29 protein-coding genes are annotated in these 25,707 nt (G+C 57.0%); 9 read left to right on the top strand and 20 right to left on the bottom strand.

From position 1 onward, the window contains the following. The first annotated feature begins 71 nt into the window (after window positions 1-71). Together L991_RS05910 and L991_RS05905 are read left to right on the top strand one after the other, a co-directional pair. Window positions 72-569: a molybdopterin-dependent oxidoreductase gene (locus L991_RS05910; protein WP_047393262.1), complete on the top strand. Its 498-nt coding sequence runs from the start codon at window positions 72-74 to the stop codon at window positions 567-569. Window positions 570-572: 3 nt separating this feature from the next. Then, window positions 573-2,393 (top strand): ATP-binding protein, encoded by a 1,821-nt coding sequence (locus L991_RS05905; RefSeq protein WP_052190655.1) that lies wholly within the window; start codon window positions 573-575, stop codon window positions 2,391-2,393. Here L991_RS05905 and L991_RS05900 read toward each other — a convergent pair. The 9 genes from L991_RS05900 to rplM form a co-directional block, all read right to left on the bottom strand. Continuing rightward, complete coding sequence (locus L991_RS05900) at window positions 2,371-3,600, bottom strand: leucine-rich repeat-containing protein kinase family protein (RefSeq protein ID WP_052190654.1); 1,230 nt, start codon at window positions 3,598-3,600, stop codon at window positions 2,371-2,373. The two genes, L991_RS05905 and L991_RS05900, sit on opposite strands and share 23 nt — an antisense overlap. A gap of 55 nt (window positions 3,601-3,655) precedes the next feature. Further along, a complete protein-coding gene (locus tag L991_RS05895) occupies window positions 3,656-4,222 on the bottom strand; it encodes a hypothetical protein (protein ID WP_028449192.1) in 567 nt (188 codons plus the stop codon). 45 nt (window positions 4,223-4,267) lie between these two features. Then, window positions 4,268-4,981, bottom strand: a complete 714-nt coding sequence (locus L991_RS16410) for a 4'-phosphopantetheinyl transferase superfamily protein (protein ID WP_197053823.1) — start codon at window positions 4,979-4,981, stop codon at window positions 4,268-4,270. A 68-nt stretch (window positions 4,982-5,049) separates the two neighbouring features. Further along, window positions 5,050-5,400 (bottom strand): iron-sulfur cluster insertion protein ErpA, encoded by a 351-nt coding sequence (erpA, locus tag L991_RS05885; protein WP_028449191.1) that lies wholly within the window; start codon window positions 5,398-5,400, stop codon window positions 5,050-5,052. A gap of 85 nt (window positions 5,401-5,485) precedes the next feature. Beyond that, a complete protein-coding gene (locus L991_RS05880; protein WP_034618997.1) occupies window positions 5,486-5,899 on the bottom strand; it encodes a polymer-forming cytoskeletal protein in 414 nt (137 codons plus the stop codon). A 9-nt stretch (window positions 5,900-5,908) separates the two neighbouring features. Next, on the bottom strand, window positions 5,909-6,628 hold the full coding sequence (locus L991_RS05875; protein ID WP_047393259.1) for a DUF6776 family protein: 720 nt from the start codon (window positions 6,626-6,628) through the stop codon (window positions 5,909-5,911). Between the two features lie 9 nt (window positions 6,629-6,637). Further along, complete coding sequence (gene argC / locus L991_RS05870) at window positions 6,638-7,681, bottom strand: N-acetyl-gamma-glutamyl-phosphate reductase (RefSeq protein ID WP_028449189.1); 1,044 nt, start codon at window positions 7,679-7,681, stop codon at window positions 6,638-6,640. Window positions 7,682-7,844: 163 nt separating this feature from the next. Continuing rightward, the gene (gene rpsI / locus L991_RS05865; RefSeq protein WP_028449188.1) at window positions 7,845-8,237 is read right to left on the bottom strand and encodes a 30S ribosomal protein S9; all 393 of its coding nucleotides are present in this window, start codon (window positions 8,235-8,237) and stop codon (window positions 7,845-7,847) included. 28 nt (window positions 8,238-8,265) lie between these two features. After that, a complete protein-coding gene (gene rplM / locus L991_RS05860) occupies window positions 8,266-8,694 on the bottom strand; it encodes a 50S ribosomal protein L13 (RefSeq protein WP_028449187.1) in 429 nt (142 codons plus the stop codon). A 366-nt stretch (window positions 8,695-9,060) separates the two neighbouring features. Here rplM and L991_RS05855 point away from each other — a divergent pair, with 366 nt between their 5' ends. Next, window positions 9,061-9,480, top strand: coding sequence for an OsmC family protein (locus L991_RS05855; RefSeq protein WP_028449186.1), 420 nt, complete (start codon window positions 9,061-9,063; stop codon window positions 9,478-9,480). A gap of 237 nt (window positions 9,481-9,717) precedes the next feature. Here L991_RS05855 and L991_RS05850 read toward each other — a convergent pair whose 3' ends face one another. Together L991_RS05850 and coq7 are read right to left on the bottom strand one after the other, a co-directional pair. Beyond that, on the bottom strand, window positions 9,718-10,518 hold the full coding sequence (locus tag L991_RS05850) for a formate/nitrite transporter family protein (RefSeq protein ID WP_052190652.1): 801 nt from the start codon (window positions 10,516-10,518) through the stop codon (window positions 9,718-9,720). A gap of 141 nt (window positions 10,519-10,659) precedes the next feature. Next, complete coding sequence (coq7, locus tag L991_RS05845; RefSeq protein WP_028449184.1) at window positions 10,660-11,295, bottom strand: 2-polyprenyl-3-methyl-6-methoxy-1,4-benzoquinone monooxygenase; 636 nt, start codon at window positions 11,293-11,295, stop codon at window positions 10,660-10,662. A gap of 96 nt (window positions 11,296-11,391) precedes the next feature. Here coq7 and L991_RS05840 point away from each other — a divergent pair, with 96 nt between their 5' ends. The 4 genes from L991_RS05840 (at window position 11,392) to L991_RS05825 (ending at window position 15,107) form a co-directional block, all read left to right on the top strand. Beyond that, window positions 11,392-11,988 carry a peptidylprolyl isomerase gene (locus tag L991_RS05840; protein WP_047393256.1) on the top strand — a complete coding sequence of 199 codons (597 nt, stop codon included), beginning with the start codon at window positions 11,392-11,394 and terminating at the stop codon, window positions 11,986-11,988. Window positions 11,989-12,043: 55 nt separating this feature from the next. After that, window positions 12,044-12,547, top strand: coding sequence for a peptidylprolyl isomerase (locus tag L991_RS05835; protein ID WP_028449182.1), 504 nt, complete (start codon window positions 12,044-12,046; stop codon window positions 12,545-12,547). Between the two features lie 258 nt (window positions 12,548-12,805). Beyond that, on the top strand, window positions 12,806-13,549 hold the full coding sequence (locus tag L991_RS05830; RefSeq protein ID WP_047393254.1) for a UDP-2,3-diacylglucosamine diphosphatase: 744 nt from the start codon (window positions 12,806-12,808) through the stop codon (window positions 13,547-13,549). A gap of 142 nt (window positions 13,550-13,691) precedes the next feature. Then, complete coding sequence (locus L991_RS05825) at window positions 13,692-15,107, top strand: carboxylesterase (RefSeq protein WP_047393251.1); 1,416 nt, start codon at window positions 13,692-13,694, stop codon at window positions 15,105-15,107. Here L991_RS05825 and L991_RS05820 read toward each other — a convergent pair. Beyond that, window positions 15,104-15,901: a hypothetical protein gene (locus L991_RS05820; RefSeq protein ID WP_156129002.1), complete on the bottom strand. Its 798-nt coding sequence runs from the start codon at window positions 15,899-15,901 to the stop codon at window positions 15,104-15,106. The genes L991_RS05825 and L991_RS05820 overlap by 4 nt on opposite strands. Before the next feature lie 174 nt (window positions 15,902-16,075). On the opposite strand from L991_RS05820, the gene L991_RS16405 reads away from it, so the two are divergent. Beyond that, a complete protein-coding gene (locus L991_RS16405) occupies window positions 16,076-18,235 on the top strand; it encodes a S8 family serine peptidase (RefSeq protein WP_052190651.1) in 2,160 nt (719 codons plus the stop codon). A gap of 194 nt (window positions 18,236-18,429) precedes the next feature. Continuing rightward, entirely contained in the window at window positions 18,430-19,020 is a 591-nt protein-coding gene (locus L991_RS05810) for a PEP-CTERM sorting domain-containing protein (protein WP_047393246.1), read from the top strand. Between the two features lie 60 nt (window positions 19,021-19,080). On the opposite strand, the gene ispF is transcribed toward L991_RS05810, so the two are convergent. From ispF to pheT, 8 genes are all read right to left on the bottom strand, one after another. Next, window positions 19,081-19,572: a 2-C-methyl-D-erythritol 2,4-cyclodiphosphate synthase gene (gene ispF / locus L991_RS05805; RefSeq protein ID WP_047393242.1), complete on the bottom strand. Its 492-nt coding sequence runs from the start codon at window positions 19,570-19,572 to the stop codon at window positions 19,081-19,083. 61 nt (window positions 19,573-19,633) lie between these two features. Next, the gene (locus L991_RS05800) at window positions 19,634-20,083 is read right to left on the bottom strand and encodes a hypothetical protein (protein ID WP_047393239.1); all 450 of its coding nucleotides are present in this window, start codon (window positions 20,081-20,083) and stop codon (window positions 19,634-19,636) included. Between the two features lie 39 nt (window positions 20,084-20,122). Continuing rightward, entirely contained in the window at window positions 20,123-20,818 is a 696-nt protein-coding gene (gene ispD, locus L991_RS05795; RefSeq protein ID WP_047393237.1) for a 2-C-methyl-D-erythritol 4-phosphate cytidylyltransferase, read from the bottom strand. A gap of 167 nt (window positions 20,819-20,985) precedes the next feature. Then, the gene (locus tag L991_RS05790; protein WP_047393234.1) at window positions 20,986-21,810 is read right to left on the bottom strand and encodes a hypothetical protein; all 825 of its coding nucleotides are present in this window, start codon (window positions 21,808-21,810) and stop codon (window positions 20,986-20,988) included. 12 nt (window positions 21,811-21,822) lie between these two features. Continuing rightward, a complete protein-coding gene (gene dnaQ / locus L991_RS05785) occupies window positions 21,823-22,566 on the bottom strand; it encodes a DNA polymerase III subunit epsilon (protein ID WP_047393230.1) in 744 nt (247 codons plus the stop codon). A gap of 106 nt (window positions 22,567-22,672) precedes the next feature. Beyond that, on the bottom strand, window positions 22,673-23,041 hold the full coding sequence (locus L991_RS05780) for a MerR family transcriptional regulator (protein ID WP_051258748.1): 369 nt from the start codon (window positions 23,039-23,041) through the stop codon (window positions 22,673-22,675). Then, the gene (locus L991_RS05775) at window positions 23,007-23,345 is read right to left on the bottom strand and encodes an integration host factor subunit alpha (RefSeq protein ID WP_034618993.1); all 339 of its coding nucleotides are present in this window, start codon (window positions 23,343-23,345) and stop codon (window positions 23,007-23,009) included. Before L991_RS05775 ends, L991_RS05780 begins: the two co-directional genes overlap by 35 nt. Further along, complete coding sequence (gene pheT, locus L991_RS05770; RefSeq protein ID WP_047393226.1) at window positions 23,345-25,699, bottom strand: phenylalanine--tRNA ligase subunit beta; 2,355 nt, start codon at window positions 25,697-25,699, stop codon at window positions 23,345-23,347. The genes L991_RS05775 and pheT overlap by 1 nt, the downstream gene beginning before the upstream one ends. Window positions 25,700-25,707: the final 8 nt, after the last annotated feature.

The following is a 25,707-nucleotide window of genomic DNA, read 5'->3' as shown; positions in this document are numbered from 1 at the left end:
GCGAGTATGTAAGCCAGAATGGTGTGAATAGTCTAACCTGAGTGCACAGCCTCACAATCAAGGAGTTCAACATGTTGCGCCGTTGCCTGTTACTGTGTGCCCTGACCTTGGGGCTTGCCCTGCCCAGCTGGGCCTTGGATGCGCCCAGTGGCAAAGTGCTTGTGACCTTCAGCGGGAAAATCAGCCATAAAAACCAAGGTAAGCTTGCCGTTCTGGATGCGCAGCTCTTGGATAAACTGCCTTGGGTCGAAATCCGCACCAGTACGCCATGGTATCCGGGCGTGAGCGTATTTCGTGGCCCGCGCCTGCAAGATGTACTGCAGCTAGTAGGCGCGCAGGGACAAACGCTGGAAATCAAAGCGCTGAACGACTACATCACCACCGTGCCGCTGGCTGATGCCGCCGAATGGCAGCCGATTCTGGCCCGCATGCACAATGGCAAACCGCTACAGGCGCGCGATAAAGGCCCCTTGTTTCTGGTTTACCCCTATGACAGCAATAAAAAGCTGCAAAGCGAGCTGTATTACTCTCGCTCGGCCTGGCAAATCAACAAAATCGCTGTGAAATAATCGATGCAACTCAACTACGGCCGCTGGCAAAAAATGGAAATGCGCCTATTGATCGGCGCTGCCATTTTTTTGTTTTGCAGCTTTGTGGCGCTCTTGGTGCTGCAGCAGCGCCAAATGGGCACGCTGCGCCAGTTTGCGCCGATGGGCTTTGACAACCCGGTCTGGCCCTACACCCAGCTCAGCCTCGAATACCACCGGCTGATCGGGCAAATTGACCGCACCTTGCTCAACCAGGGCCGCCCCGAAGAGCTGGAAGAGCTGCAAACCCGCTACGATATTTTTGTCAGCCGGGTCGAGATTTTGCTAAATGGCAAATCCAGCCTGCCACTGAGCCAATCCCCCGACAATCAGCCCACCATGCAAGGCCTGCAACGGCTGATTACCTTTGCCGATCAGCGCCTGAATGCCGAGCTGCATTTTAAATACGACCCACTGTGGCTCACCCAGCTACGCCGCGAGCTGATCCAGCTGGATGAAGGCGTGGCTCGCTTTGTGCAGCAAGCCAATCATAATGCGGCACTGGAAGCGGAAATGCGCTCGATCACGGTGCAAAAACAGCTCAAAGTCTCCACCGCCATTGCCGTATTTCAGTTTGTTTTGCTGGTGGTGGTGATGCTGCTGATTTACCGCCAGCACGCCAGCGCCACCCGCCGCCGGCTGGAATTGGAAATTCTGAATCGCACGCTGGAAGAAGCCAGCCAGCTGGCTCAGCAAACCAGCCGCGCCAAGAGCCAGTTTGTGGCCAATATGAGCCATGAAATCCGCACGCCGATGAATGGCGTATTGGGCATGCTGGAGCTCTTGGGCGACACGCCGCTCAATCCAGACCAGCGCGAGATTATCGACACCGCCGGCCATTCGGCGCGGCATTTGCTGGCCTTGCTCAATGATATTTTAGATGTGGCCAAGCTGGAATCGGGCAAGCTCTCGCTCAGCCAGCAAACTTACTCGCTGCCGCAGCTAATCCGCGAAGTGCATCAGCTGTTTACTGTGCAGGCCCAGGCCAAACAGCTGAGTTTAAGCTTGGATCTGGCCGATGATTTGCCGGCCTGGCAGCTCGGTGATGAAATCCGGCTGCGACAAGTGCTGTTTAATCTGCTCGGCAATGCGGTGAAATTTACCGAGCAAGGCAGCGTGCACCTGCATGTCTGGAGCGACCCGCAACGACTGCATATCAGTATTAGCGACAGCGGCATTGGCATGTCAGAGCAAACGCTAAGCCAGTTATTCCAGCGCTTTAGCCAGGCCGATGCCACCACCACCCGCAAATATGGTGGCACCGGGCTGGGGCTGGAAATCTCGCGCAATTTGGTGCTACTGATGGGGGGCAATATCAGCGTGCAGAGCGAGCCGCAGCGCGGCTCCACCTTCCATATTCAGCTACCTCGCCAAGACTGCCCACCGCCGCAACTACGGCCGATTTTGCAGGACAATAGCGGCATTCGCCCGCTGCATGTGCTGGCCGTGGACGACAACCCGGTTAATTTGAAGGTGATTGGCAGCATTTTGGAAAAAATGGGCCAGCAAGTAGCCTACGCCACCAATGGCCAGGAAGCCCTAGAGATGGTGCAGCAGCTGCGCTACGACCTGGTGCTGATGGATGGGCAAATGCCGATCATGGGCGGCGCCGAGGCCACGCGGCAAATTCGTGCCCTGGGCGGCGAGTGGCTCAGCTTGCCGATTGTGGCGCTCACCGCCGATGTGCTGAGCGACTCGCGCGAGCAATACCTCGCCGCCGGGATGGATGATTTTCTCGCCAAGCCGGTGGATATTACCGAGCTGCGCCGCGTGCTACGCAATATCAGTCAGCAGACACCCGGCTAAACAATTCGGCGCGCAAATGCGCCAAGGCCCGCGCCTCAATCACCTGCAGCCGACGCCCTAATGGTTGATCGGCCGGATCAAACAAACTGGCCGCGCCCAAATCTCCCAGATAGCTGTGCTCGCCATACCAGAGCAGATTATGCGCATATACATCGCCATGTATTAGCCCAGCAGCGTTCATGGTATTGACCGCGCTGGCAATACCCCCATATATGGCCTCTGCTTGCGCTCGTGTGAAGCGCAGATCTGCAGGATATACATCGCGGGTACAGCTATCTAAACTCGGCGGGCCAGCCATTACGCTAAATCCAGCCCCAATCCGTTCAAACAGTAACGCCGCTTGCCCTGCGGGCGCATCCTGCACCCGCGCCAGTAGGCGAATCAAGTGCGGGTGAGGCGGCGCGGCCAGATTGGCCGCCAGCTCAGATTCGGTCCAGCCATCGCTACCCAGCCCAGCTTTAAAGCATTTCACCGCCGCGGCTTGCCCCTGCCAGCTGGCCGCAAAAATCTGCCCCGAAGTACCCTCGCCCAGCCGCTCGCCAAGCTGCAGCGCGGGCCACGCCAATTCCGGCACAGAGCGCTGCAAGGCCGCAGCTTCAAGCTCGGCACTGAAGGGGTTACCCGCAAACGCCAGCCAGGCCAGTGCGGGCAAATCCCACAGGCAGGCGGGCAAGGCGTGAAAATCATTGGCGGCAATACGCAGTAATTCAAGCTGCTGACACTGGGCGAGGCTGGCCGGTAGGTGCTGCAGGCGATTGCCTGCCAGCATCAACTTTTGCAGCCGCGTGCACTGCCCCAGCGCGGCGGGCAGCTCGCCAATCTGATTATCGGTGAGGATCAGCCAGCGCAAACGCGCAGGCAAAGCCGTAGCCGGCACCGCGCGAATCTGGTTACTTTTAAAGCCCACCATCTCCAGTGCAGGGCATTGCCCTAATACAGCCGGTAGCTCAGTAAAGCGATTATTCGAGCAAAAAATCACTTTAAGTTGCCGCAAGCGCGGTAAATCGGCGGGCAGGCTACTGAGCTGATTGCCGCTGAGATTCAAGATTTCGAGGCTATCCGCCAGCGTAAAAATCTCGCGGGGAAACTCGGTAAGATCGGCGGCGAGATCCAGCCGGCGCAGACCATGCAGCGCGCCGCTGCGCAGTTGTTCGAGGGTATGCATCGCAACAATAATCAGATTGTGATGGCCAGCATGATACCCCATCTAAACAAAAACCCGGCTAGGGCCGGGTTGAATGGATCGTGCGCAGATGAATTCACTAAAAGAGCTCGATATCGCCCGCCAGTGGTTTACTTTCCGCCAGCTGCACATTCCCGGCCAGCGTAATCGCTTCGGCAATCGGCATGCCCTGCAAAATGGCATCGAACAGCTGTTTTTCTTGTTCCATCGTGTATTGCGAGCGAATGCGCTGCTGCAAGCGATGCCACTCATGCGGCAAAAACATGGCTTGCCGGTCGGAGACCAGCTCCGCCAGCGCACTGATGGTGCCGCAGACATGATCCATGCGCTGCGAGAGCCGATCAAAAAACTGAAATGCCATCACCGAGCGCACATTTTGTTGCTGGATTTCTTCAACTTTGCTCTCGATTGCTAATTCCGCCGGTAGCTGCTGCCCGACTTCGAGCAAAGCGTCGCGCAAGCTTTCAATGTGGGTGGCGGTGGTCTGAAAGGACTCGGACAAGGTATTGAGCGAAGCACCACTATCCTGCATCGCATGCCGCACCTGCGCCACCACAATACCGAGCATCAGGATCGTTTCCTGCACTTGGCTCCAGTTCAGATCAGGGTTATGCACTGCGGTGCCGTTGTGAGGGGATTCCAGCATAATGCGGCTAGCCTTGTGGTCGTGATAACACCACTATAGGAATGCTTAGCGGTGATCGCCATCCAAAGCTTTATGAATTGAGCATATTCGCGTCAGGCTGATGTTGGTGCGTAGTGCCTGCCAGCTTTGCGCCTGATCACTCGCGAGCGCCAGCCAGCCACGCTCCGCCACCTGCCAGATTTCTACCTGCCACTCGCCAGGCTCGGTGGTCAATAATTGCCAGCCTTGCGCCGCCTGCAGCAATTCAAAACGCGCCAAGCCGCCAACGATGCCGGTGCCCAAAGCTTTAAGCAGCGCCTCTTTGGCCACCCAGCGCAGGTAAAAATGGGCGGACTGCTCCGCGCCGGGCGTGGCGGCGAGTTGCGCCGCTTCGCGCGGACTGAAATAGCGCTGCGCTAGCGCCAGCATCCGTGTACTGTGGCGCGGATATTCCAGATCGATCCCCACTCGCCCCTGCCCCAAGGCAGCAGCCGCTGCGTGCGGGCAATGGGTCCACGACAAGCCCTCCAGCGCCGGCCATGCTGGCGCGTAAGGGCGGCCGGCCGCTGTCTGCGCCAGTTGTGTTGAGACCCCGGCCGCTGCCAGTAAATGCTGTGCCTGCTGCCGCGCCTGCAGTGCCTGCTGCAAACGAGCGGGCTCGCAGATGCTCTGCAGCCGTTCGGCTTGCTGAGAATCAAGCTGAGCCAGCACGGCGGCTTGCTGCGGCGCCGATAGCGGCTGGGCCAGATCGGCGAGGCTAAATTGGCTAAGCGTTGGCATCATCAATCGTGGGCGGCCAAGAAAAAAGCGGCCGCTTGGCCGCTTTGTCTCCGGGTAAGCCGTGCGGCTTAAACCGAGAAAGACGAACCACAGCCGCAAGTTGATTGGGCGTTCGGGTTCTTGATGGTGAACTGCGAGCCTTCCAGGCTTTCCACGTAATCAATCTCAGCGCCGACCAGATACTGGTAGCTCATCGGATCAACCAGCAGCGTCACGCCGTTTTTAGTTACCGGCGTGTCGTCGTCATTCACGATTTCATCAAAGGTAAAGCCGTATTGGAAACCCGAGCAGCCACCGCCGGTCACAAACACGCGCAGTTTCAGATCTGGGTTGCCTTCTTCGGCGATCAGTTCGCTGACTTTGGCAGCGGCATTGTCGGTGAAGACAAACGGCATGGGCATATCGGTTTCGGTGGTCATTACAGCTCCGAAAATAGTTGACTAAAACAATAGGGTTTATTATCCGCTGCTCGTGCGCTGCGGTCAATGCTGCCGGGGCCGCTGGTCAGGATTTGCTGGGCTCAACCCGTGGCACATCCTCTGGCGACACTTCTTCGCGCTTGCCGTTATGCACATGCACCAGATGGCCCTCGATGACTGCGCCGGGATGCATTTCCAGCGTTTTATACGCCAGATCACCGACAATGCGCGATTTCGATTGCAGCTCAACATACTGGCTCACTTCAATCGGGCCGCGAATCTCGCCATTCAGAATCAGATGGCTGCATTGCACTTTGCCTTCAATGCGTGCTTTTTCACTCACCACCAGCGTGCCTTGCTTGGCATCGGCCATGCTGACATTGCCCACAATTACGCCGTCCACCCGCAAGCCGCCGGCAAATTGCACATCGCCAGTCAGGCTGGTGCCCTGGCCAATCAGGCTATCAATCTTGGTACTGCCTTTTTTCTTGCTAAACACGGCTTCTCCTCAGATTTTCTTCTGGCAACTGGCTTGCACCTGATTGCCCTGTTCGCCAAAAAATTGGACGTCCAGCAGTAGATTGCTGGCGCCTTCTGGCGGCTCTAGCTCGCCCTCCAGTTTGGCGTAATGCTTGGCTTGCACCTTGATCGGGCTGCTTTGCCCTTGGCTGATGCGGCCTTTCTTGCCTTCGTGCTGGTATTGCAGATTCACCTGCAAACGCCCGAGCAATTCATCGGTGCGATTCATGCCCTGCACCAGCAACAGCCGGTAGCGGTATTTGCCCGCTTCCAAAGGCTGCAATTCGCAGGCCACAAAACTAGCCAACCGCGAGCGATCATTGCTTTGCAATAACGATTCGAAAAACGACAGCGTTTCTCGCGTGGCAGAGAGTTCTTGTTGTTGCTGCTTTTGCGCGGCCAGCAAGGCGTCGCGCTCGGCCAGCACAATGGTGAGCTGTTGGGCTTGCAAGGCTTTTTCGTTCAGCAACGAGGCAATCTGCTGTTGCGCTTGCTGACCACGCGCCTGCTGGCTACTGCTTTGCGCGGCCATTTGCTGCTGCAATTGCTGTTGCCCATAGAGGTATCCACCCACACATAAGGCAGAACCAAGGCTAGCGAGCAATACCCCACGCAGACAGCGCATACGCCAACTGGCTTGCGGGCGCAAAGACAGTGGCGCAGCGGTTAGCCGCGCCCGTTGCAAGCGATATAAACGCTTTAATGGCATGCGGCTGGATTAAGGCAGCAATGGCACGATATCCAGGCCGGCCGCTTCCGGCTGGCCAAACATCAGATTCATCACCTGTACCGCCTGGCCGGAAGCACCTTTAACCAGATTGTCTTCCACCACCAAAATCACCAATAAATCGCCATTGCCGGGGCGATGCACGGCGATGCGGGCGGTATTGCTGCCGCGTACCGAACGGGTTTCGGGGCAAGAACCAGCCGGCATCACATCGACAAAGGGCTCGCCAGCAAAACGCGCTTCAAATAATGTCTGGATATCGGCGGCTTTGCCAGCTTCGGTCAAGCGCGCATAGATCGTAGAGTGAATGCCGCGAATCATTGGCGTGAGGTGCGGCACAAAAGTCAGCTCAACCGGCGCGCCGTGAATGGCCGACAAACCTTGCATGATTTCCGGTGAATGGCGATGGCCTTTCACACCATAGGCTTTGAAATTATCGCCGGCTTCGGCAAAGAGTGTACCGACTTCGGCCTTGCGGCCGGCACCGGACACACCCGATTTACAATCGGCGATGATACCGCTGGTTTCGATCAATTGGGCGCCATTTTCAAGCAATGGCAACAAACCGAGCTGCACTGACGTTGGGTAGCAACCGGCCATCCCGATCAGCCGCGCCGCTTTGATCGCTTCGCGATTGACTTCGGGCAAACCATACACGGCTTCGGCGAGCAAATCGGTGCAGCTATGCTCCATCGCATACCATTTGGCAAACTCAACCGGATCTTTCAGGCGGAAATCGGCCGCCAAGTCGATGACTTTCACGCCAGCGTCGAGGAGTTCACGCGCCTGCGCCATCGCCACGCCATGCGGGGTAGCGAAAAACACCACGTCACACTGGGTTAGCTGCGCATCTTCAGGAGTAGAGAAAGCAATATCCACGCGCCCGCGCAGGCTTGGATACATCTCGGCCACTTTCATGCCGGCTTCTTTGCGCGAGGTTACGGCCACTAATTCGACCTGTGGATGGCGAGACAGCAGACGCAGTAATTCAACGCCGGTATAGCCAGTGCCGCCAACAATCCCTACTTTGATCATGTTCACTTCCCCCTGAGAATATCAGCGCGATATTAAAGCAAAACCGCCATTCCAGCACAGTGTTTTGGCCATAGCGGCGCAGATTGTGCCCATCAGCCAGCCTAGTTTGGACGTAAAAAAAGCCACCCCTGAGGATGGCTTTCTTGGCAGCTCGAAAAACGAATTAACGTTTTGAGAACTGTTTGCGACGACGTGCACCGCGCAGACCCACTTTTTTACGCTCAACTTCACGAGCGTCACGAGTCACGAGGCCAGCTGATTTCAGCGTTGGCTTCAGAGCAGCGTCAAAGTCGATCAGAGCACGAGTGATACCGTGACGAACGGCACCAGCTTGACCAGATTCACCACCGCCGACTACGTTGACCATGATGTCGAACGATTCGAGGTTGTTAGTGAGTTCCAGTGGCTGACGAACGATCATACGGCCAGTTTCACGGGCGAAGTATTGATCCAGACCTTTACCGTTTACTACGATATTGCCAGTACCTTTAACCAGAAATACGCGAGCTACTGAGCTCTTGCGACGGCCGGTACCGTAATTGTATTTACCTACCATGATGCAATTCCTTTAAGTTCGCAGTAGCTTACAGAGCAAGGGTCTTAGGCTCTTGGGCTGCGTGCGGATGCTCGCTGCCAGCATAAACCTTCATCTTCTTGATCATTGCATAGCCCAGCGGGCCTTTCGGCAGCATACCTTTAACAGCAAACTCCAGCGCACGGCCTGGGAATTTGTTTTGCATTTCGGTGAAGGTACGCTCATAGATACCGCCTGGGTGACCAGTGTGGCGGTAGTATTTCTTAGAGGTAAGTTTATCGCCAGTAACGCGGATCTTGTCTGCGTTAACCACAACGATGTAATCGCCTGTATCGACGTGCGGAGTGTATTCAGCTTTATGTTTGCCACGCAGGCGTTTGGCGATCTCGGCGGCGAGACGGCCCAGCACTAAGTCTGTGGCGTCCACAACGAACCACTCGCGCTTAACCTCGTGCGGCTTGGCAGAAAAGGTTTTCATGACTGCTAGTCCACGTTTTTGATTTCAATGAAAGTCGGCGATTGTAGCGAACGTCGCCACCCGCTGTCAAAACTATTTTGCAGGCCGGCGCATAATTAATACGGAGGTCATACAAAAAAAAACGCAACCCGGTTACCCCAGATTGCGCGAAGTCCACCAAAAATGGAGGATGGAGGAGACGACACCAAGCAGGCCTGATGTCACGGTCGATTATGTCTGACATTTCCACGTAAGGCAAGCAAATTTGGTGCAACGCGATAGACGGCTGCACCAAAAGTTGGCAAGCCGCAGCCCACAAGCCAAAGCGGGCATTTGCCGGTAGAATAATCTCCCTCTGCCGCCAATTCGACATGAAAGGAATGCACCGTGAAAGTACGCGTGAAATGGGTTGAAGAAGTCAGCTTTCTTGCACAATCGGAATCCGGCCATGCGGTTCTGATGGATGGCCCGCCCGAAGGCGGCGGCCGCAATCTGGGCCCACGCCCGATGGAAATGCTGCTGATGGGGATGACCGGCTGCTCGACCTACGATGTGATCCACATTCTGAAAAAAGGCCGGGCCGACGTGCGCGACTGCGTAGTGGAAGTGGATGCCGATCGCGCCAGCACCGATCCCAAAGTATTTACCAAGATTCATCTGCACTTTATCGTGACCGGCAAAGGGCTCAAACCCGAACAAGTAGAGCGAGCGATCAAGCTCTCGGCCGAAAAATACTGCTCGGCCTCGATCATGCTGGGCCAAGTGGTGCCGATTACCCATGATTTTGAAGTGCGGGAAGCCGACTAAAGCGGCAGCACCAGCGAGCGCTTCGGCGCACTAAAAGCACAAAGGCCGCAAACGCGGCCTTTGTTATTTCTATTCGAGCTCTTTTTGCATTAATGACTGCGATGACTGTGCGTGTGGCTATCCGGGCCTGCTCGCACCGGGCAACTCACCCCCCAAGTGTCCACATCAAGAATACCCATACACGTATGGCGCCAGCAGACTTACCCATCAACGTCTACAGCGCCATACCCCTAGCAATTAATGCTGATCGCCACCAGGCTGGTAAATCCACGCATAAGGCAGCCCGATCACCAGCGCGCCACCCACAATATTACCCAGTGTGGCGGGCAAGAGATTGTGCAGCAGAAAATCGCCAAAGCTCGCATCCAGCCCCATCAGCATCGCCGCCGGGATAAAGAACATATTGGCAATGCTGTGCTCCATACCCAGTGCGACAAAAGCCATCACCGGCAGCCAGATGGCCATCATACGCCCCAGCGTATCTTTGGCCGAATAAGCCTGCCAGGCCGCCACGCAGACCAGAATATTGGCCAGCATGCCTTTAAAAAATGTGGTGATAAAAGGGTTTTCCAGCTTGTGATGCGCGACATTGAGCAAGAAATTGGTGGCCGGCTCGCCCGGCTTGAAAATACCGGTCATATAGGCAAAGGCCCAAGCGGTGAGCAAGGCGCCGACAAAATTACCCAGATACGACACACTCCACACGCGAGCCACGGTGGCCAGATCAATGCGCGCGCGCTGCAGGGGCACCATCTGGGTGGCGCAATTGGAAGTAAATAGATCTACGCCGGTGAGCACGACGGCGATGAAGCCCATCGGAAACACCGCCCCGAACACAAATTTTTGCAAGCCGGGGTTGCTGGCCGCCAGCCCGGGCGAGCCCCCCGCCACCACCAGCGCCAAAAGGCCCCCCAGCGAGATAAACATCCCGCCGATAATCGCCATTACCCACAGACGCGCTTGCGGCAGCGCCACTTTATCGAGCGCACTGTGCTCGACGTAATCCACAATCCCGCTTGGGGCCAGCATATTCGACATCGCGTTCACCTACCAGAAAAAACCATAGCTCGTTTATATCGCGTTCTACTGGCCCGCGGCTGCCAAAAATTCACCTGGCATGCCGCTTTTTAGCCGCTTTCTGATCTAGCGCAAATCCGCCGCCGGCACCGGCGGCCGCCTTTAAATGCGGTACGACAAGGTGGTCATTACTTTCGAGGTAGCGGTCATCAAGGTGGCCACCGGCAGTGGCAGCTCGGCAGCGCCCAGCGCGACGGCCTGTTCAGCGTGGCTGGTTTCATCAATCGCCATCTGCGTCACAATCGCGCGGCTTTTAGCGTCTTGCTCGGGCAGCTGGGCCAAATGGCTGCGCAAATGCGCGGTGACTTGGCGCTCGGTTTCGGCCAGAAAGCCTAAATTCCACTTATCACCAATCACCCCGGCAGTAACGCCCATGGCAAACGAGCCGGCATACCACAAGGGATTGAGCAGGCTACGGTGACTGCCCAACTCATCCAGCCGCTGGCGAGTCCAGGCCAGATGCTCAACTTCTTCATGCGCCGCTTCCCGCAGAGCTTCACGCGCCGTATCACTGCGGGCGGTAAGCGCCTGGCCCTGATACAAGGCCTGCGCGCAAACTTCACCACAATGATTCACTCGCATCAAGCCGGCGGCATGGCGCTTTTCCTCGGCGCTCAGCTCGGCCTCGGGCAAGCCCTGATCGGGGTGCGGGCGCACACTGCTGGCAGGGGCCGCTAAAGTACGCAAAACGGTATCGAATTCACCAATCAATTGGTCAACGGTAGGCAATTTCAACATCACACATGCTCCTTGTTCCCGACAATTCTACACCGCCCTCGTGGTATGATTGTTTGATTATTTCCCGCCCATTCACCCAGTTTTGCAGGATTTCTGATGAAACGTTTTGTGCTTGCCGCTACGCTGGCCCTCTGCAGCCTGACCGCTGCTGCCGCCAACCCTCAAGTTGAACTCAATACCAGCAAGGGCAAAATTGTGCTGGAACTGTACCCGGAAGCCGCACCGAAATCGGTGGCGAATTTTCTGCAATATGTAAAAAGCAAACACTACGACGGCACAATTTTTCACCGCGTGATTAATGGTTTTGTGGTGCAAGGCGGCGGCTACACCGCCGAAATGGAACAAAAACCCACCAAACAGCCAGTCGAAAACGAAGCCAAACAAGCGCTGGAAAAAGGCCTGAAAAATGATCGCGGCACCTTGGCCATGGCCCGCACCGCCAACCCGCATTCGGCCACCAGCCAGTTTTATATCAATCTGAACGATAACGACAATCTGAACTATCCTTCTTTTGATAAATGGGGCTACACCGTATTTGGCAAAGTGGTGAGCGGCATGGATGTCGTGGATCAGATTGCCAAAGCGCCGACCAAACCGGGCGATCAGCCGGTGGAAAATATCGTAGTGACCAGCGCCCGCGAATTACCAGCCAAAGCCGAAAAAGCCGCCAGCAAGGCGAGCAAAGCCAAATAAAACCAAAGCAACATCCAGCCGCATCGCGGTTCGACATCGACCAAGGAGTAATCTGATGAGCAAAGTAAAACTGACGACCAGCAAAGGTGACATCGTACTGGAGCTGAACGCAGAAAAAGCGCCAATCACCGTCGAAAACTTCCTGCATTACGTGACTGACGGCCACTACGATGGCACCATTTTTCACCGCGTGATTGAAGGTTTCATGATTCAGGGCGGCGGTTTTGAGCCAGGCATGAAAGAGAAAAAAGACAAACGCGCCAGCATTCAAAACGAAGCCGATAACGGCCTGAAAAACGAGATCTACACCATCGCTATGGCGCGCACTCCAGATCCGCATTCAGCCACTGCGCAATTCTTTATCAATGCCGCTGATAACGATTTTCTGAATTTCCGCAGCAAAACCGCCCAAGGCTGGGGCTACGCCGTGTTTGGCGTGGTGACCGAAGGCCAAGACATCGTGGATGCGATCGAAAAAGTGAAAACCGGCAGCAATGGCTTCCACCAAGATGTACCGAAAGAAGACGTGGTGATCCTGAAAGCCGAAGTGCTGGCTTAAGCTCACCTAGCCTGATCCAAGCGCGGTTCGCCGCGTTTCAGGCTGCGGACAATATGAAAGAACAATCTCCATCACGTCTCGGCAAAGCCGAGCCGAGGAAATAAGGCTTTGAATCTGTAGCCTTGATGTTCTTTTCCCACCCCTCCCGTCCCCTCCTTGAGGGGAGCCTCGCTTCGCGAGTGAGGTTGGTCACGAGTGGGGCTTGTCATCAATCTGAAGCGATGCGCGGTTCGCCGCGCTTTTTCATTGCCCACCGCCATGACCCGCCCCACGCTGTTTATCTCCGATCTGCACCTCAGCCCCGCCGACCCGGCCACCGTTGCGGCCTGGCAGACCTTCTTGCGCACCACCGCGACGCAGGCTGCAGCGCTGTATATCTTGGGCGATCTGTTTGAATACTGGCTGGGCGACGATCAGCTCAGCGATCCATTTGATGCGGCGATTGCCGCCGATTTACTGGCTTTGGTCGCGCAAGGCGTGGCGGTGTATTTCATGCCCGGCAATCGCGATTTTCTGCCCGGGCCGCGCTTTGCCGCTGCCAGTGGCGTACAGATATTGCCCGACCCAACCCTGATTGAACTGGATGGCGAGCGCATTTTGCTCGCGCATGGCGATGCCTATTGCACCGACGATGTCGCCTACCAACGCTATCGCCGTCTGGCGCGCAACCGGCTTGTGCATTGGCTGTGGCTCCATACGCCACGGCGCTGGCGTGATCAGCAGGCGGCTAAACTACGTGCCCGCTCACAGCAGATGAATCGGGTGAAAAGCGCCGACATCATGGATGTCAACCCGGCCGCGATTACAGCTGCCCTGCAGGCATACACCACCCGGGTAATGATTCACGGCCACACCCACAAGCCGGCCCGACACACATACCCCGCAGGTACTCGCTGGGTATTGCCCGACTGGCATGCCGGCGCAGGCGGCTATTTACGCTGGGAAGCGGGTCTCGCCAGCCTGCATGGCCTCACTGGCGCGCCGTGGCCGCTGGCGGATTAATCCCTCCACTCCGCACTCAGCACGCACTCGTTAAGCTCAACCTACGCTGGCGCTGTCGCAGTTGCGCGCCGTGGCTACGGCGCAGCTGTCGGCTAGCGCAAGGCTATCGTATGATGCGTTTTTACTTTGCCTCGGCCCTGTCATGCTGCGTCGCGCCCTGTTCCTGCGTTTGACTTATCTCGCCCTCGGTATTTGCCTGCCTTTGCTGGGCGGCTTGGGCTGGTGGCTATATCAGCTGCCGGATTTGCAGCCCTGGCATACGTATGTGCCAGAACACGAGTATAAACAAGACTCGGCCATTGATACCCTGGCCGAGTATCAGCAACAAGAACAGCAACTACTAGCCGAAATTCGCCAGCATGCCGAGCTAGCACCGCAGCCGGGCGCCATTAGCCGCTATGTGCGCGGCAGCATCAGCAATCCGCTGGATTATCAGCACAACTGGAATCGCACCTTTATCTTACCCGGTCGCCCCGGCGGGCCGGCGGCCTTGCTGGTGCATGGGTTATCCGATTCCCCGTTTAGCCTGCGCGCGCTGGGGCTGAGCTTGCAGGCGCGCGGGTATACCGTGGTGGGGCTGCGTCTGCCCGGGCATGGCACGGTACCCGGAGCGCTGACTCGCTTGCGCTGGCAAGATGCCGCCGCTGCGGTGCGCCTGGCCATGCGCGATCTGGCGCGGCGGCATAGCCGGATTGATTACATCGGCTATTCCACTGGCGCTACGCTGGGCTGTGAATATCAACTGGCGCGACTGGCTGGCGAAGCGCTGCCCCCGATCGCCAGCCTGACCTTAATCTCCCCGGCACTTGCGGTGACGCAAAGCGCGGGCTACGCCAAGTATGCCCGCCTGCTGGCCCCACTGAGTGGCATTGGCGCCGCCGCCTGGAGCGAGCTGGCCCCCGAATACGACCCCTACAAGTACAACTCGTTTCCGTTTAACGCCGCCGTGCAGATTGATGAGCTCACCCGCCGGGTGCAAAGCGGGCTGGCGGGGCAAGATTTACAAGGCTGGCCCCCCACACAGGCGTATCTGACAAGCGTGGATGACACCGTGCTGGCAGCGCCCGTGGCCAGTATTTTGTTTGAACGGCTGCCCGCCGGGCCGCATCAGCTGTGGGTTTATGATCTCAACCGTTATCAGCCGTTTCAGCCCTTGCTGAATCTGCCCCGCGCGCAATGGGCGCTCAATTGGTTTGACCATCCCAGCGCCAAGCCCTACCTGCGCGTGTTAATCAGCAATCGCAGCGCTCCCACCGCGCAGCAGCTGTGGCGGGAAAGCCGGCAGGGCGCGGGGCCGGTGAGCCGCACGCCACTGAATGTCAGCTGGCCCGCGCAGCTGTATGCCCTCTCGCATGTGGCGCTGCCGTTTGCGCCGAATGATCCGGTGGTCGGGATACCCGATGCGGCGCAGCTGCAAAGTGGGCAATATCTGGTGCAGCTGCTACAGGGTGAGCGCGGCGTACTCAAAGTGAATGGCAATCAGCTGTTGCGGCTGCGGCATAATCCGTTTTACGCCGTGCAGGAAGCCGCCGTGCTCGATTTTCTGGCGCGGCATTAATTAGCGTTAGCCACTTCAACCTTCAGCCAGATCACGTAGCTAGCCTGGGTTTCCTGCTGATCGACACCATTAATCCGCCGCCGGTCGGAGCTGGCCTCCTGCCGGGTTTCCCCCACCGGCAGCCATTCACTCAAACGCCCTTCCACCTCGCTATAGGCTTGCTGCTGTTGCACCACGCCATCGCGGCCAATGGTCGCGCTATATGGGTGCAAACGCACCCGCACCCGCTCGCCTAGCGTGTGTGCTTGCGCATAAAAACCGTTATCTACGCTTTGCCATTGCCCGCCATAACTTTGCACCTGATAGCCGGGGCGATAGCGAAAAGTAAGCTGCGGGATAAAGCGCTGCAGCCCAAGGCTAATCATCGCCTCACCACCCTCGACCACACTAAGGGTTTGCTCCAGATTGCGCTGCTGGCGGTTTTGCTCGGCATTGGCATTCAAACTCAGCTCGCTCTCGCCCGGCCAGCGCAAGACGCCATCCACCCCCACCTGCCATTGGCGGGTGGCGCTCAGCTCGCTCTGGCGCACGCTGATGCGCAGCATTTTGCTGCGCTGATCCAGTGCCTGCAGCAATTGCCGCGCCTGCGTTAGCGTGGATTCATCCGGCGCGCTGATAATCAGCTGGCCATTAAACGCCCGCACGGTGGCCTGTGGCAGCACGGCTTGCAGCTGCGGCGCTAGATCGGTGGCCAACTGATGACGTGGCGGGTAGGTCAGCAGGCTTTGCGCCTGCGCCAACAACATACCCACCACAAGTATTGCTGCCAAAGCTATTTTTGATAATGAATTCATAGACATACCCCAATTTAATACAAACCCATCACGCTTGAGCGCGGGGTAAAACTACCTGCAGCTGAATCTGTAAGAAAGAAAGACCGGCTGTCAGGAAGCATTTGCCATTGGCATAGTGCAGGCATAAATTAGCAATCGCTAATATTGAAAACGCACTGCACAGGAGTCGATCCCATGCCCGTTCTGCGCCGCCCTCTATTGCTCCTCATCCTCTGCACCGGTTTTGCCCACGCCGAAGAAAATCTGCCCGAACTGGATGTGCAGATTCAGGATATCTCAAGCAACAAAACCCTGCCCAGCGAACTGCGCAACAGTTACAACTGGTGGCAATCCAAAATTAAGCTTAACGCCGCCTATCTGATGGGCGCGCGCGGGGCTGGCGTGAATGTGGCGGTCGTGGATACCGGCATCGATCTCAATCATGTGGAATTTCGTGGGCGGCTACTGGCCGGCTATAACGCCTTCGCCCCCACCCGCACCGCCATGGATGATCATGGCCATGGCACCCATGTGGCCGGCATTATCGGCGCAGCCGCCGACGGCAGCATGGTGGTGGGCGGTGCGCCCGATGTAAAACTGATCCCAATTAAAGTGCTAAATGTCGCCGGCTCGGGCAGCGAAGCCAGCTTTACTGCCGGGATGAATTTTGCGGCCAAATCATCGGCCAAAGTACTGAACCTTAGCCTAGGTGCACCAGGGCCTTTTGGCGCTAGCGGAATCCAACAAGTTGTGAACGCCGGTAAACTCGTGGTCGTCGCGGCTGGCAACAGCGGCCTCGCCAACCCCGAGTGGCCGGCCCGCTACGCCAAAGAAGCCTGGGCTAAAGGGCAAATGATTGTGGTTGGCGCAGTCGATAGCAATAATCAAATCGCCAGCTTTTCCAATCGCGCGGGCGACACCCGTTACTTTTATGTCGTGGCGCCGGGGGTGAATATCGCTTCCACCTACACCGCCAACCGCTATGCCTATATGTCGGGCACCTCAATGGCCGCCCCGGTGGTGACTGGCCTGGCTGCCGACATTTATAGCCGCTGGATGTATCTGAGCGCCAACCAAGTCGCCAGCATTATCTTCAAAACCGCCGATAAACTCGGCACCTCAGCCGCCGGCACCCCCGATGTGGTGTATGGCTGGGGCCTGGTGAACGCCGAGCGCGCTTTGCAACCCGTTGGCGCACCGAAAGTCGCCGTGTACAACGCCGGCTATTATGCATTGGCTCCGCTGGCCCTGAGCACCAATAAACTGGTGCAAAGCAAAGCCTTTGGTGGCGTGGCGCTCACCGCCACCGACGATTTTGGCCGCGCCTACAGCTACGATATGGGCAGCCTCACCAGCCAGCGCAACAGCGGCGGTTTAAACGAAATGTTCAGCCAGATGGATCGCCAGCTCGGCATGCTGGAACAGCGCACGCCCAATACCCGGCTGCAATACAGCCTGACCGAGCGCGAAGGCAATACCGTGGTGGGTAGCTACAACCTGATTCACAAGCTGGATGACCGCACCACCATCGCCACCGGTAATCAAGGCATGATCGAGCATTTCATGGGCATCGGCGCCGAGCTGGGCGAGCTACCGCTCACCACCCGCTTTAGCAACCCCTACTTTAATCTGAATGAACAAGCGCTGAGCTATATGGGCTTGGGTTATCAATTCAATGCTAATCAGCAAATCCGCTTTGCCTTGCTCAATAGCACCGATCTGGCCGCCGACCCGAATCAGCCACTGCGCAATCAGCTGCAACAAAACGGCTGGGCCGCCGAATTTAGCCAGAAACTCGGTGCCGGTGAAATCAAACTCGGCGTGGGGCAATTGATCGAGCAAGGCAGCCTGCTTGGCGCCAGCGGCACGCAAACTGGCGCGCTGGATTTTGATCGCAGCAACACGCTCTATACCACTGTCACCGGCCTATTACCACTCAGCGCGAAAAGCCAGCTAATGGCGCAATTTAATCTGGGTAACACCCGTAGCGCCGGCCAAGGGCTGGTGGGCGATAGCCAAACCACCACGGCCGGCTGGAGCTTAGGCTGGTATCAGCAAGCGCTGCTGCACGAGCACGATGCGCTGGGCTTTGCCGTGAGCCAGCCGCTGCGCGTGCTGTCTGGGCAAATGAATCTGCAACTACCGATTGTGGATATGGAAACCGGCGCGATCAGCCATCAACGCTATGCGGTCGATCTGCAATCGCCCGCCACCGAAACGGATCTGGAATTCGGCTACAGCCGGAAAATGGATAAATACACCCGCGTGCGCTTTAACGCTGTGTATCGCCACAATGCCGACAATCAGGATGGCGACCGCACCGAAGTGGGCCTACGCCTGAACCACCGCTTCTAAGTCAGAAGGAAGCGCGCATTCCCCATAACAACAAGATCAACACCCACTTGCGCCCGAGCTTGCCTCGGGCGTTTGTTTCGGGTGTCATGGTCGAACTATGACCACAGTTACACCCACCCCAAACTAGCCTTGCTCAAAGTGTAATATCTGTCATATGCTCTGCGCATTTCTGTCATCGAATTCGAGATTTGCATATGATCAAACCACTGTTGAGCGCTATCGCAGCTACCTTGCTAATCAGTAGCCCAGCTCAAGCCACCGTTGTAGAACAATGGGCCACACAAGTAGTTGGCTTCAGCTCGCAGTACGGCACTAATAACTGGTCAGCGGCCCAGGCACTAGGTGCGCCCAATACCAATAGCTATGGCGATATCGGCACGGCTTGGGCAACCCTTAACAAAAACAACGGCATGGAGTTTATTACCCTTGGCTTTGCAAATCCCGTGCACTCTGTTGGCGCCCTGATCAGGGAGACCTATGGTAACGGATTCGTAACGCAAATTGACGCCCTAGATGCCCAGGGCCAATTGCATACCGTTTGGCAGGGTATCGACACTAGTCAACCCGGTCAGGTAGTCGATTTTCGTACCAGCTGGCAAGCAACCAGCTTTCTGACCCATGCACTGAAAATTCATGTCAACACCAACCACAATCTTAATGCCTGGGAAGAAATCGACGCAGTGCAATTACAAGGCGTAGCTCCGGTACCAGAACCTGAAACTTATTCACTGATGGGGCTTGGCCTACTTAGCTTAGCGATGGCACGACGCAAGCAACGCGGTTAAATCCCCGCACGCAAAAGCCCGGCATAACCGGGCTTTTGTATTTGCCCCAAAGTCTGTGGCTTAAGACCCTATGGGCAATAGTAAGGCCACCGCCTGAGCCTCAACCGCCTCGCCCTGCCCGACTGGGCCGAGCTTTTCGTAGGTTTTGGCTTTGACATTCACGCAAGCAGCTTCGATGCCCAAATCAGCGGCAATATTCGCCACCATAGCCGGGATATGCGGTGCCATTTTCGGCTGTTGAATCAGGATAGAGGCATCCACATTTCCCACTTGCCAGCCCGCCTCGTGTACCCGGCGTACCGCCTCACGCAGCAAGACGCGGCTATCTGCGCCTTTGAATTCCAGCGCGGTATCAGGAAAATGCCGGCCAATATCGCCCAAGCCCGCGCCCCCCAGCACCGCATCGGTAATCGCGTGCAACAAGGCATCGGCATCTGAATGGCCAAGCAGGCCTTTTTCATAGGGTATATGCACGCCGCCCAGTATTAACGGGCACTCCAGCACCATACGGTGCACATCCCAGCCTTGGCCGATACGAAATGGTAATGCCATCAAACGTCATCCTCATTAATTTGCGATTGCCGAACGAGCGACGCGAGCTGTTTGGCTCTGCTTACTCAGTCGGCGCCTGTAAGGCCGCCTGTACTTTAGCCAAATCAACATACTGCACAAAACTTTGCATCCCTTTGGCCACCTTCGGATCTTGCATCAGGCTCATGCCTGCCGCCTCGCCCAGTGCGCGAAAAGCGCTGGTATAACCCAGCATGCCCTCATTTTGCATTGCAGCTCGAGCTTGCTTGGCGCATTGATCGACTAACAAACGTTGCAAGATTACGGCCATATTTTTCTCGATCTGCACTTTTGTCGCAGCCTCGACGACGCGAAATTCGGCCAAACTTGGATGCTCAGCAAACTCGACGAACATCCACTTCACCAAGGCATTTTTATCTGCAGCCGTGGTTGAATTCACCATGCAGCGCTGCAAATCATCGGCATAAGCACCCGCCCAGCTCAGGGTTGGGGCAAGTAAAAATACGGCCAAGCATAAACTACGACGCAACATGGTTGTGCTCCTGATTAAGGACGAAATGAGATGAAGGCTTTAGCGCTGCAACAATAAACTCGCCAATTCTAAATCCTGCGGATAAGTCACTTTCAAATTCCACGGGCTGCCCATAATCAGTTTGGGTGATTTACCAAGTCGTTCGAGGGCGCTGGCTTCGTCGGTGATCTCCGCCACGTGATTGGGCAAGGCGTCTTGCAGCGCGGCCAGTAATTCACCGTGCCGGAACATCTGTGGGGTTTGCGCTTGCCACAGGCCATCGCGCGGTGTGGTGCGGTTAATGCGCTGCTCGGCCGCTGCAATCTTCAGGGTATCAGCCACAGGCACAGCTAAAATGCCGCCTACCGGATCATACTCCAGCTGGGTAATCATGCTATCCACCTGCGCGCTGGTTAGACAAGGCCGTGCGGCGTCGTGCACCAGCACCCAGCTCTCTTCCGCTGCATCGATTGCGGCCAGGCCATTCAACACCGACTCGGCGCGGCTCGCGCCACCAACGCGCAACACCTGCAGGCGCTCTAGGCTACCGAGCAAAGCCGCCCAGTCATAGCTGCCCCACCATTCATCTTCGGGCGAAATCACGACGACCACCTGATCAATCTGCGCCGCGCCAAGCAAGGCACGCAGCGTGTGCGCGATCAGCGGCTGGCCGAGTAGATCAAGATATTGTTTCGGTGTGGCACTGGCCATGCGGCTGCCGCTACCGGCGGCGGGTACAAGGGCAATCTTTTTCATCGTGGATGGCAACACATTCGTCAATTGAGCCCGCCTAGGCGAGCAAGTAGGCTAAAGCAAAGCTCCCTAACACCGAAGACCCGCAGTCAATCCAGGTATGCGGCTGTGGCGGAGCTTGAATAGGCTAAATTTGGCAAACACCCAATCCAGCCTGCTTAGCCTCGGTTTTACTCTTCCGGATAAGCCACATACACATCGCGAATAATCACATCGCTTCGCGCGGTGAGCCATGCCGCGATCAGATCGGCCACAGGCTGATCTTCATCGGCGGCGACGCCGTATTGGCGCACCACCAGCCATTTCGGGGCTTCGCTAGCAACGTTGAAATCAAAGTCCGCCACAGGCAGCTGATGCTCAGCCGCGAGCTTAAAGAGGGTATCTTGCGCAGCTTCATCAGGCACTTCAGCTTCCAACACATACGTGGCAGGGGTACCTGCTTGCCAACGTTCAAGCACTTCATATACCGGATAGCTGATGCCGTTTTTCTCCCGCGCACCACGCGGTACGGCATCGAGCAACAGGATGTCGCCATGACCGATGCCCAGATCGGGCAGCGGAATACCGGTGATCAGCGCACGGGCAGGGTCGAGGCGATGGGCGAAGATAACTTCTTGCTGTTTATCTAGCCGGATGCGAATGGCGATTTCGGCGCCGGGCTGCGCTTGCGCCAGTTGCGCGGCCGTGGCGGGCTCGCCAAAGGCGGTCCAGGCGGCAGCGGCCGTGGCCCAATCGCGGTTGGCGGTGGCGGCGAGGCCGAGATTCCAAGCAGCGGCTTCGTCGCCGGGGTTCAGCGCCAGCGCACGGGCATTGTGCTGTTGGGCTTTGGCCCAATTACTGGGCTCCATGTTTTTATACAGCAGGGCCAGCTCATAATGCGCGCCAGCGTCCTGCTCGTCGATGGCCAGCGCCGCCAGAAAATGCTGTTCGGCTTGGGCCAGATCATCGTCTTCCCACGCTTGCTGCGCGGCGGCTTTGAGTTCGGTGCTATTCATGCAAACGCTCATTTAGGCCGCCTCACCTGCATCGCTCGCAGGCGGCAGCGGATCATAGGTACGCCACAGGCAATCACCTTTGACGATTTTATCAAGTTCAGCCAAATAGGCCTGATGGGCGGCCAGATCTTCGGCATTGATGCTGGCTAATTTGAGCGGCGCGCGGGCGCTACGGCGGGCGGCGTTGCTGGCGGCTTCTTCCACACTGGGGGCAAAGTCGATCAGCAGGCTATCTTGCCCGCGGGTCATCGCCATATACACTTCGGCCAAGAGCTCGCAGTCGATCAGCGCGCCGTGCAAAGTCCGCCCCGAGCGATCGACTTCGTAGCGATCGCAGAGGGCATCAAGGCTATTGCGCTTGCCCGGCCACAGGTCTTTGGCCATGGCTAGTGTGTCAGTAATCTTGGCGACGTAATCTTGAATCTTGCCGCGACCCAAGCGGCCCAGCTCCATATTCAGGTAGCCCACGTCAAACGGGGCGTTATGAATAATCAGCTCGGCATCGGTGACAAACGCCAGAAATTCATCGACGATCTGCTCGAATTTGGGCTTATCGCGCAAAAATTCGGTGCTTAAGCCGTGGACATTCAGCGCGCCCTCTTCCGAATCGCGTTCCGGGTTGATATAGCGATGCAAATGCCGCTCGGCGGGCGAGAGCTTGCGATCGATCATTTCAACCGCTGCGATTTCTAGAATCCGGTTGCCATCTTCCACCCGCAAACCAGTGGTTTCAGTATCGAGAAAAATCTGCCGCATGCTGTTCTCTGCGTATAGGTTGCCGTTATTTTACCTGCTTGCGCGGGTGGTTCGGCCAAGAAAAAGGCCAATGCCGCGGCATTGGCCTCTGAGCTAAGCTGGCCGTTTAATCTTCCAGCCAGGCCAGCAGGTCTTCGATTTCGTGGCGGATTTCGGTGAGAGAAATTTCGCCATTACCCGCGTGGTCGGCCTCGCTGAGTAAAGTGCCCAGCTGATTCCGTGCCCCGCTGATGGTAAAGCCCTGCTCATACAGCAGCGAACGAATCCGCCGCACCAGCAAAACTTCATGATGCTGGTAGTAGCGGCGGTTGCCGCGCCGTTTCACCGGCTTAAGCTGGGTAAACTCCTGCTCCCAGTAGCGCAGTACATGCGGCTTCACCCCGCACAAATCGCTGACTTCACCGATGGTGAAGTAGCGTTTGGCAGGAATCGGCGGCAAATCACTGGTTGGAATAACGCTGCTGGAGTTTTGCATAGTGAACTTCAACCATTCCTTTGAGTTTCTGGCTGGCGTGGAAGGTCACCACGCGACGGGCTGAAATCGGAATCTCTTCCCCGGTTTTTGGATTGCGGCCCGGGCGCTGCGGTTTTTCACGCAGCTGGAAATTGCCGAAACCCGACAATTTCACCGAATCACCTTCCGCGAGGGCATTGCGGATTTCATCGAAAAAAGCCTCGACCATGTCTTTGGCTTCCCGTTTGTTCAAACCTACTTTGTCAAACAGCATATCGGCCAGATCGGCCTTGGTCAGCGTGAGGGTAGGGGCTTCGTATTGCATTATGTTCTCAAGATCGCGCCGCATTTCTCTGCCTTCTTCAGCAATGCTGTCATGGCAGCATCGACTTCTTCATCAGTTAAAGTTTTGTGAGTATCTTGCAATAACACTTTGAATGCAAGGCTCTTTTTCCCTTCTGGCAAGCCTTTGCCGCGATAGACGTCAAAGACTTCCACTTCGGCCACGATGGCTTGCTTGGCGCTGGCAAAAGCCGCTTTCAGCTCCGCCACCGTTACGGCTTCATCCATCAGCAGGGCCAAATCACGGCGCACTGGCTGAAATTTTGACACTGCGCTGGCTTTCAATTTATCGACTTGTGTGAGCGCGGCCACATCCAGCTCAAACACCACCGGCGCATGCACCAGGCTATATTGCTGCACCCACTGTGGATGCAATTCGCCCAGCACGCCGATCACCTGCCCGTTCAGCACCACCTCGGCACAGCGGCCCGGGTGCAGGGCCGGATGATTGGCGCGGCGGAATTCGGCCACACGCGGCGCCAGCAGCGCTTCCACGTCGGCTTTTACGTCAAAGAAATCGACTCGCTCTTTACCCGCGCCCCACTGCTCGGCAAAACGCCCACCCCATGCCAGGGCGGCGATTTTTTCCGGCTGAGTGTCGGCGGTCAGGCCATTAAACACGCGGGCCAGCTCAAACAGGCGCACGCGGTCTTGCTTGCGATTGATATTGTGTTGCAGGCCGGCAATCAGCCCCCCCAGCAGCGTTGAGCGCATCACGCTCATCTGGCTGGCGATGGGGTTAATCAGTTTGATTGGTGCGGCATTGGCGGCAAAATCGGCTTCCCACTGCGCTTCCACAAAGGCGTAATTGATCGCTTCTTGGTAGCCACGACCCGCCAGAATTTGCTTCAGGCTGTGTTTGCTACGCAGATGCCCTGCTTGCGGCAACATCGCCATTTTGGCGTTAGATGCCGCCACCGGAATCCGATCGTAACCGTAAACCCGCGCCACTTCTTCGATCAGGTCTTCTTCGATTTCGATATCAAAGCGATACGATGGTGGCGTCACGGTAATCACATCGCCCGCCAAGCTGCTACGCAGGCCCAGCCCAAGCAACAAATCTAAGATTTCCGCCGCTGGTAGCTGGACGCCCAGAACTTTGGCCACGCGGGATACGCGCAAGGCCACAGCTGGGCGCGCTGGCAATTCTGCCAAGGCCTCGGTAATCGGGCCGGCAGCGCCACCGCAAATATCAATAATCAAGGCCGTGGCGCGCTCCAGCGCTTCACGCACATAGCCAAAATCCACACCACGCTCAAAGCGATGGCTCGAATCCGACGAGAAACCAAAGCGACGGCCTTTACCGGCGATCACATTGGGCGCAAAGAAGGCCGACTCAAGGAAGATATCGGTACAACCGGCTTCGACGCTCGAGTCCGCACCGCCCATAATCCCGGCCAAGGCCACCGGTTTTACCTCATCTGCGATCACCAACAGATCATCGGTGAGGGCCAGTTCTTTGTCGTTCAGCAGCTTGATCTGCTCGCCCGCTTTGGCAAAGCGCACCTGAATGTCGCCTTCCAGCTTAGTCAGATCAAAAGCATGCATCGGCTGCCCAAGCTCGAGCAGCACATAGTTGGTCACGTCGACAATCGCAGAAATCGGACGCACGCCACAACGCTCGAGGCGCTGCTTCATCCAATCAGGGGTATGCGCCGCTTGATTAACGCCAGCAATGACTCGGCCAGCATACCGGGGGCAGGCATCACCCGCATCAAGTTTCACTTGGCGCTGTAGCGTGCTCGTTACCGCCACCGCCGGCGTATCGACGGCGTGCAGAGGCGCTTTGGTTAGCGCAGCCACTTCGCGGGCCAGACCGCGGATTGACAAACAGTCGCAACGATTAGGCGTGAGCTTGAGGGTCATCAGGCGATCATCCAGCGTCATATAATCGCGCAAAGGAGTACCCACTGGCGCATCGGCCGGCAAAATCAGCAGGCCATCGACATCGGATGGCATACCCAGCTCGTCACCTGAGCACAACATGCCCGATGATTCGATGCCACGGACTTTGGCTTGCTTGATTTTAAAGTCGCCTGGCAGCACCGCCCCCACCCGGGCACACGGCACTTTCAGGCCGGCGGCCACATTAGGCGCACCGCAGACGATCTGCAACGGCTCGGCTTCGCCGACATTAACCGAACACACATTCAGTCGATCGGCATCAGGGTGCTTAGTCACCGACAGCACTTCGGCGATGACCACCGAGGTAAATTCCGGTGCGGCAGGCTCGTTTTCTTCTACTTCCAGCCCGGCCATTGTCAGCAAGTGCGACAATTCATCCGAGTTGATTGCGGGGTTCACCCAGCTGCGTAACCACAGTTCAGAGAATTTCATTTTGCACG

The organism is Chitinibacter sp. ZOR0017, assembly GCF_000799095.1.
Lineage (GTDB): Bacteria > Pseudomonadota > Gammaproteobacteria > Burkholderiales > Chitinibacteraceae > Chitinibacter > Chitinibacter tainanensis.
Note: the sequence above shows the minus strand (reverse complement) of the source record. Positions and strands in the feature narration are given on the sequence as shown.

Bases quoted from the DNA above. Each gene is read 5' to 3' on its own strand.
- L991_RS05910 (WP_047393262.1), top strand. From the start codon at position 72: ATGTTGCGCCGTTGCCTGTTACTGTGTGCCCTGACCTTGGGGCTTGCC.
- L991_RS05905 (WP_052190655.1), top strand. From the start codon at position 573: ATGCAACTCAACTACGGCCGCTGGCAAAAAATGGAAATGCGCCTATTG.
- L991_RS05900 (WP_052190654.1), bottom strand. From the start codon at position 3,600: ATGGGGTATCATGCTGGCCATCACAATCTGATTATTGTTGCGATGCAT.
- L991_RS05895 (WP_028449192.1), bottom strand. From the start codon at position 4,222: ATGCTGGAATCCCCTCACAACGGCACCGCAGTGCATAACCCTGATCTG.
- L991_RS16410 (WP_197053823.1), bottom strand. From the start codon at position 4,981: ATGCCAACGCTTAGCCAATTTAGCCTCGCCGATCTGGCCCAGCCGCTA.
- erpA (WP_028449191.1), bottom strand. From the start codon at position 5,400: ATGACCACCGAAACCGATATGCCCATGCCGTTTGTCTTCACCGACAAT.
- L991_RS05875 (WP_047393259.1), bottom strand. From the start codon at position 6,628: ATGCCATTAAAGCGTTTATATCGCTTGCAACGGGCGCGGCTAACCGCT.
- argC (WP_028449189.1), bottom strand. From the start codon at position 7,681: ATGATCAAAGTAGGGATTGTTGGCGGCACTGGCTATACCGGCGTTGAA.
- rpsI (WP_028449188.1), bottom strand. From the start codon at position 8,237: ATGGTAGGTAAATACAATTACGGTACCGGCCGTCGCAAGAGCTCAGTA.
- rplM (WP_028449187.1), bottom strand. From the start codon at position 8,694: ATGAAAACCTTTTCTGCCAAGCCGCACGAGGTTAAGCGCGAGTGGTTC.
- L991_RS05850 (WP_052190652.1), bottom strand. From the start codon at position 10,518: ATGTCGAATATGCTGGCCCCAAGCGGGATTGTGGATTACGTCGAGCAC.
- coq7 (WP_028449184.1), bottom strand. From the start codon at position 11,295: ATGTTGAAATTGCCTACCGTTGACCAATTGATTGGTGAATTCGATACC.
- L991_RS05840 (WP_047393256.1), top strand. From the start codon at position 11,392: ATGAAACGTTTTGTGCTTGCCGCTACGCTGGCCCTCTGCAGCCTGACC.
- L991_RS05835 (WP_028449182.1), top strand. From the start codon at position 12,044: ATGAGCAAAGTAAAACTGACGACCAGCAAAGGTGACATCGTACTGGAG.
- L991_RS05830 (WP_047393254.1), top strand. From the start codon at position 12,806: ATGACCCGCCCCACGCTGTTTATCTCCGATCTGCACCTCAGCCCCGCC.
- L991_RS05825 (WP_047393251.1), top strand. From the start codon at position 13,692: ATGCTGCGTCGCGCCCTGTTCCTGCGTTTGACTTATCTCGCCCTCGGT.
- L991_RS05820 (WP_156129002.1), bottom strand. From the start codon at position 15,901: ATGAATTCATTATCAAAAATAGCTTTGGCAGCAATACTTGTGGTGGGT.
- L991_RS16405 (WP_052190651.1), top strand. From the start codon at position 16,076: ATGCCCGTTCTGCGCCGCCCTCTATTGCTCCTCATCCTCTGCACCGGT.
- L991_RS05810 (WP_047393246.1), top strand. From the start codon at position 18,430: ATGATCAAACCACTGTTGAGCGCTATCGCAGCTACCTTGCTAATCAGT.
- ispF (WP_047393242.1), bottom strand. From the start codon at position 19,572: ATGGCATTACCATTTCGTATCGGCCAAGGCTGGGATGTGCACCGTATG.
- L991_RS05800 (WP_047393239.1), bottom strand. From the start codon at position 20,083: ATGTTGCGTCGTAGTTTATGCTTGGCCGTATTTTTACTTGCCCCAACC.
- ispD (WP_047393237.1), bottom strand. From the start codon at position 20,818: ATGAAAAAGATTGCCCTTGTACCCGCCGCCGGTAGCGGCAGCCGCATG.
- L991_RS05790 (WP_047393234.1), bottom strand. From the start codon at position 21,810: ATGAATAGCACCGAACTCAAAGCCGCCGCGCAGCAAGCGTGGGAAGAC.
- dnaQ (WP_047393230.1), bottom strand. From the start codon at position 22,566: ATGCGGCAGATTTTTCTCGATACTGAAACCACTGGTTTGCGGGTGGAA.
- L991_RS05780 (WP_051258748.1), bottom strand. From the start codon at position 23,041: ATGCAAAACTCCAGCAGCGTTATTCCAACCAGTGATTTGCCGCCGATT.
- L991_RS05775 (WP_034618993.1), bottom strand. From the start codon at position 23,345: ATGCAATACGAAGCCCCTACCCTCACGCTGACCAAGGCCGATCTGGCC.
- pheT (WP_047393226.1), bottom strand. From the start codon at position 25,699: ATGAAATTCTCTGAACTGTGGTTACGCAGCTGGGTGAACCCCGCAATC.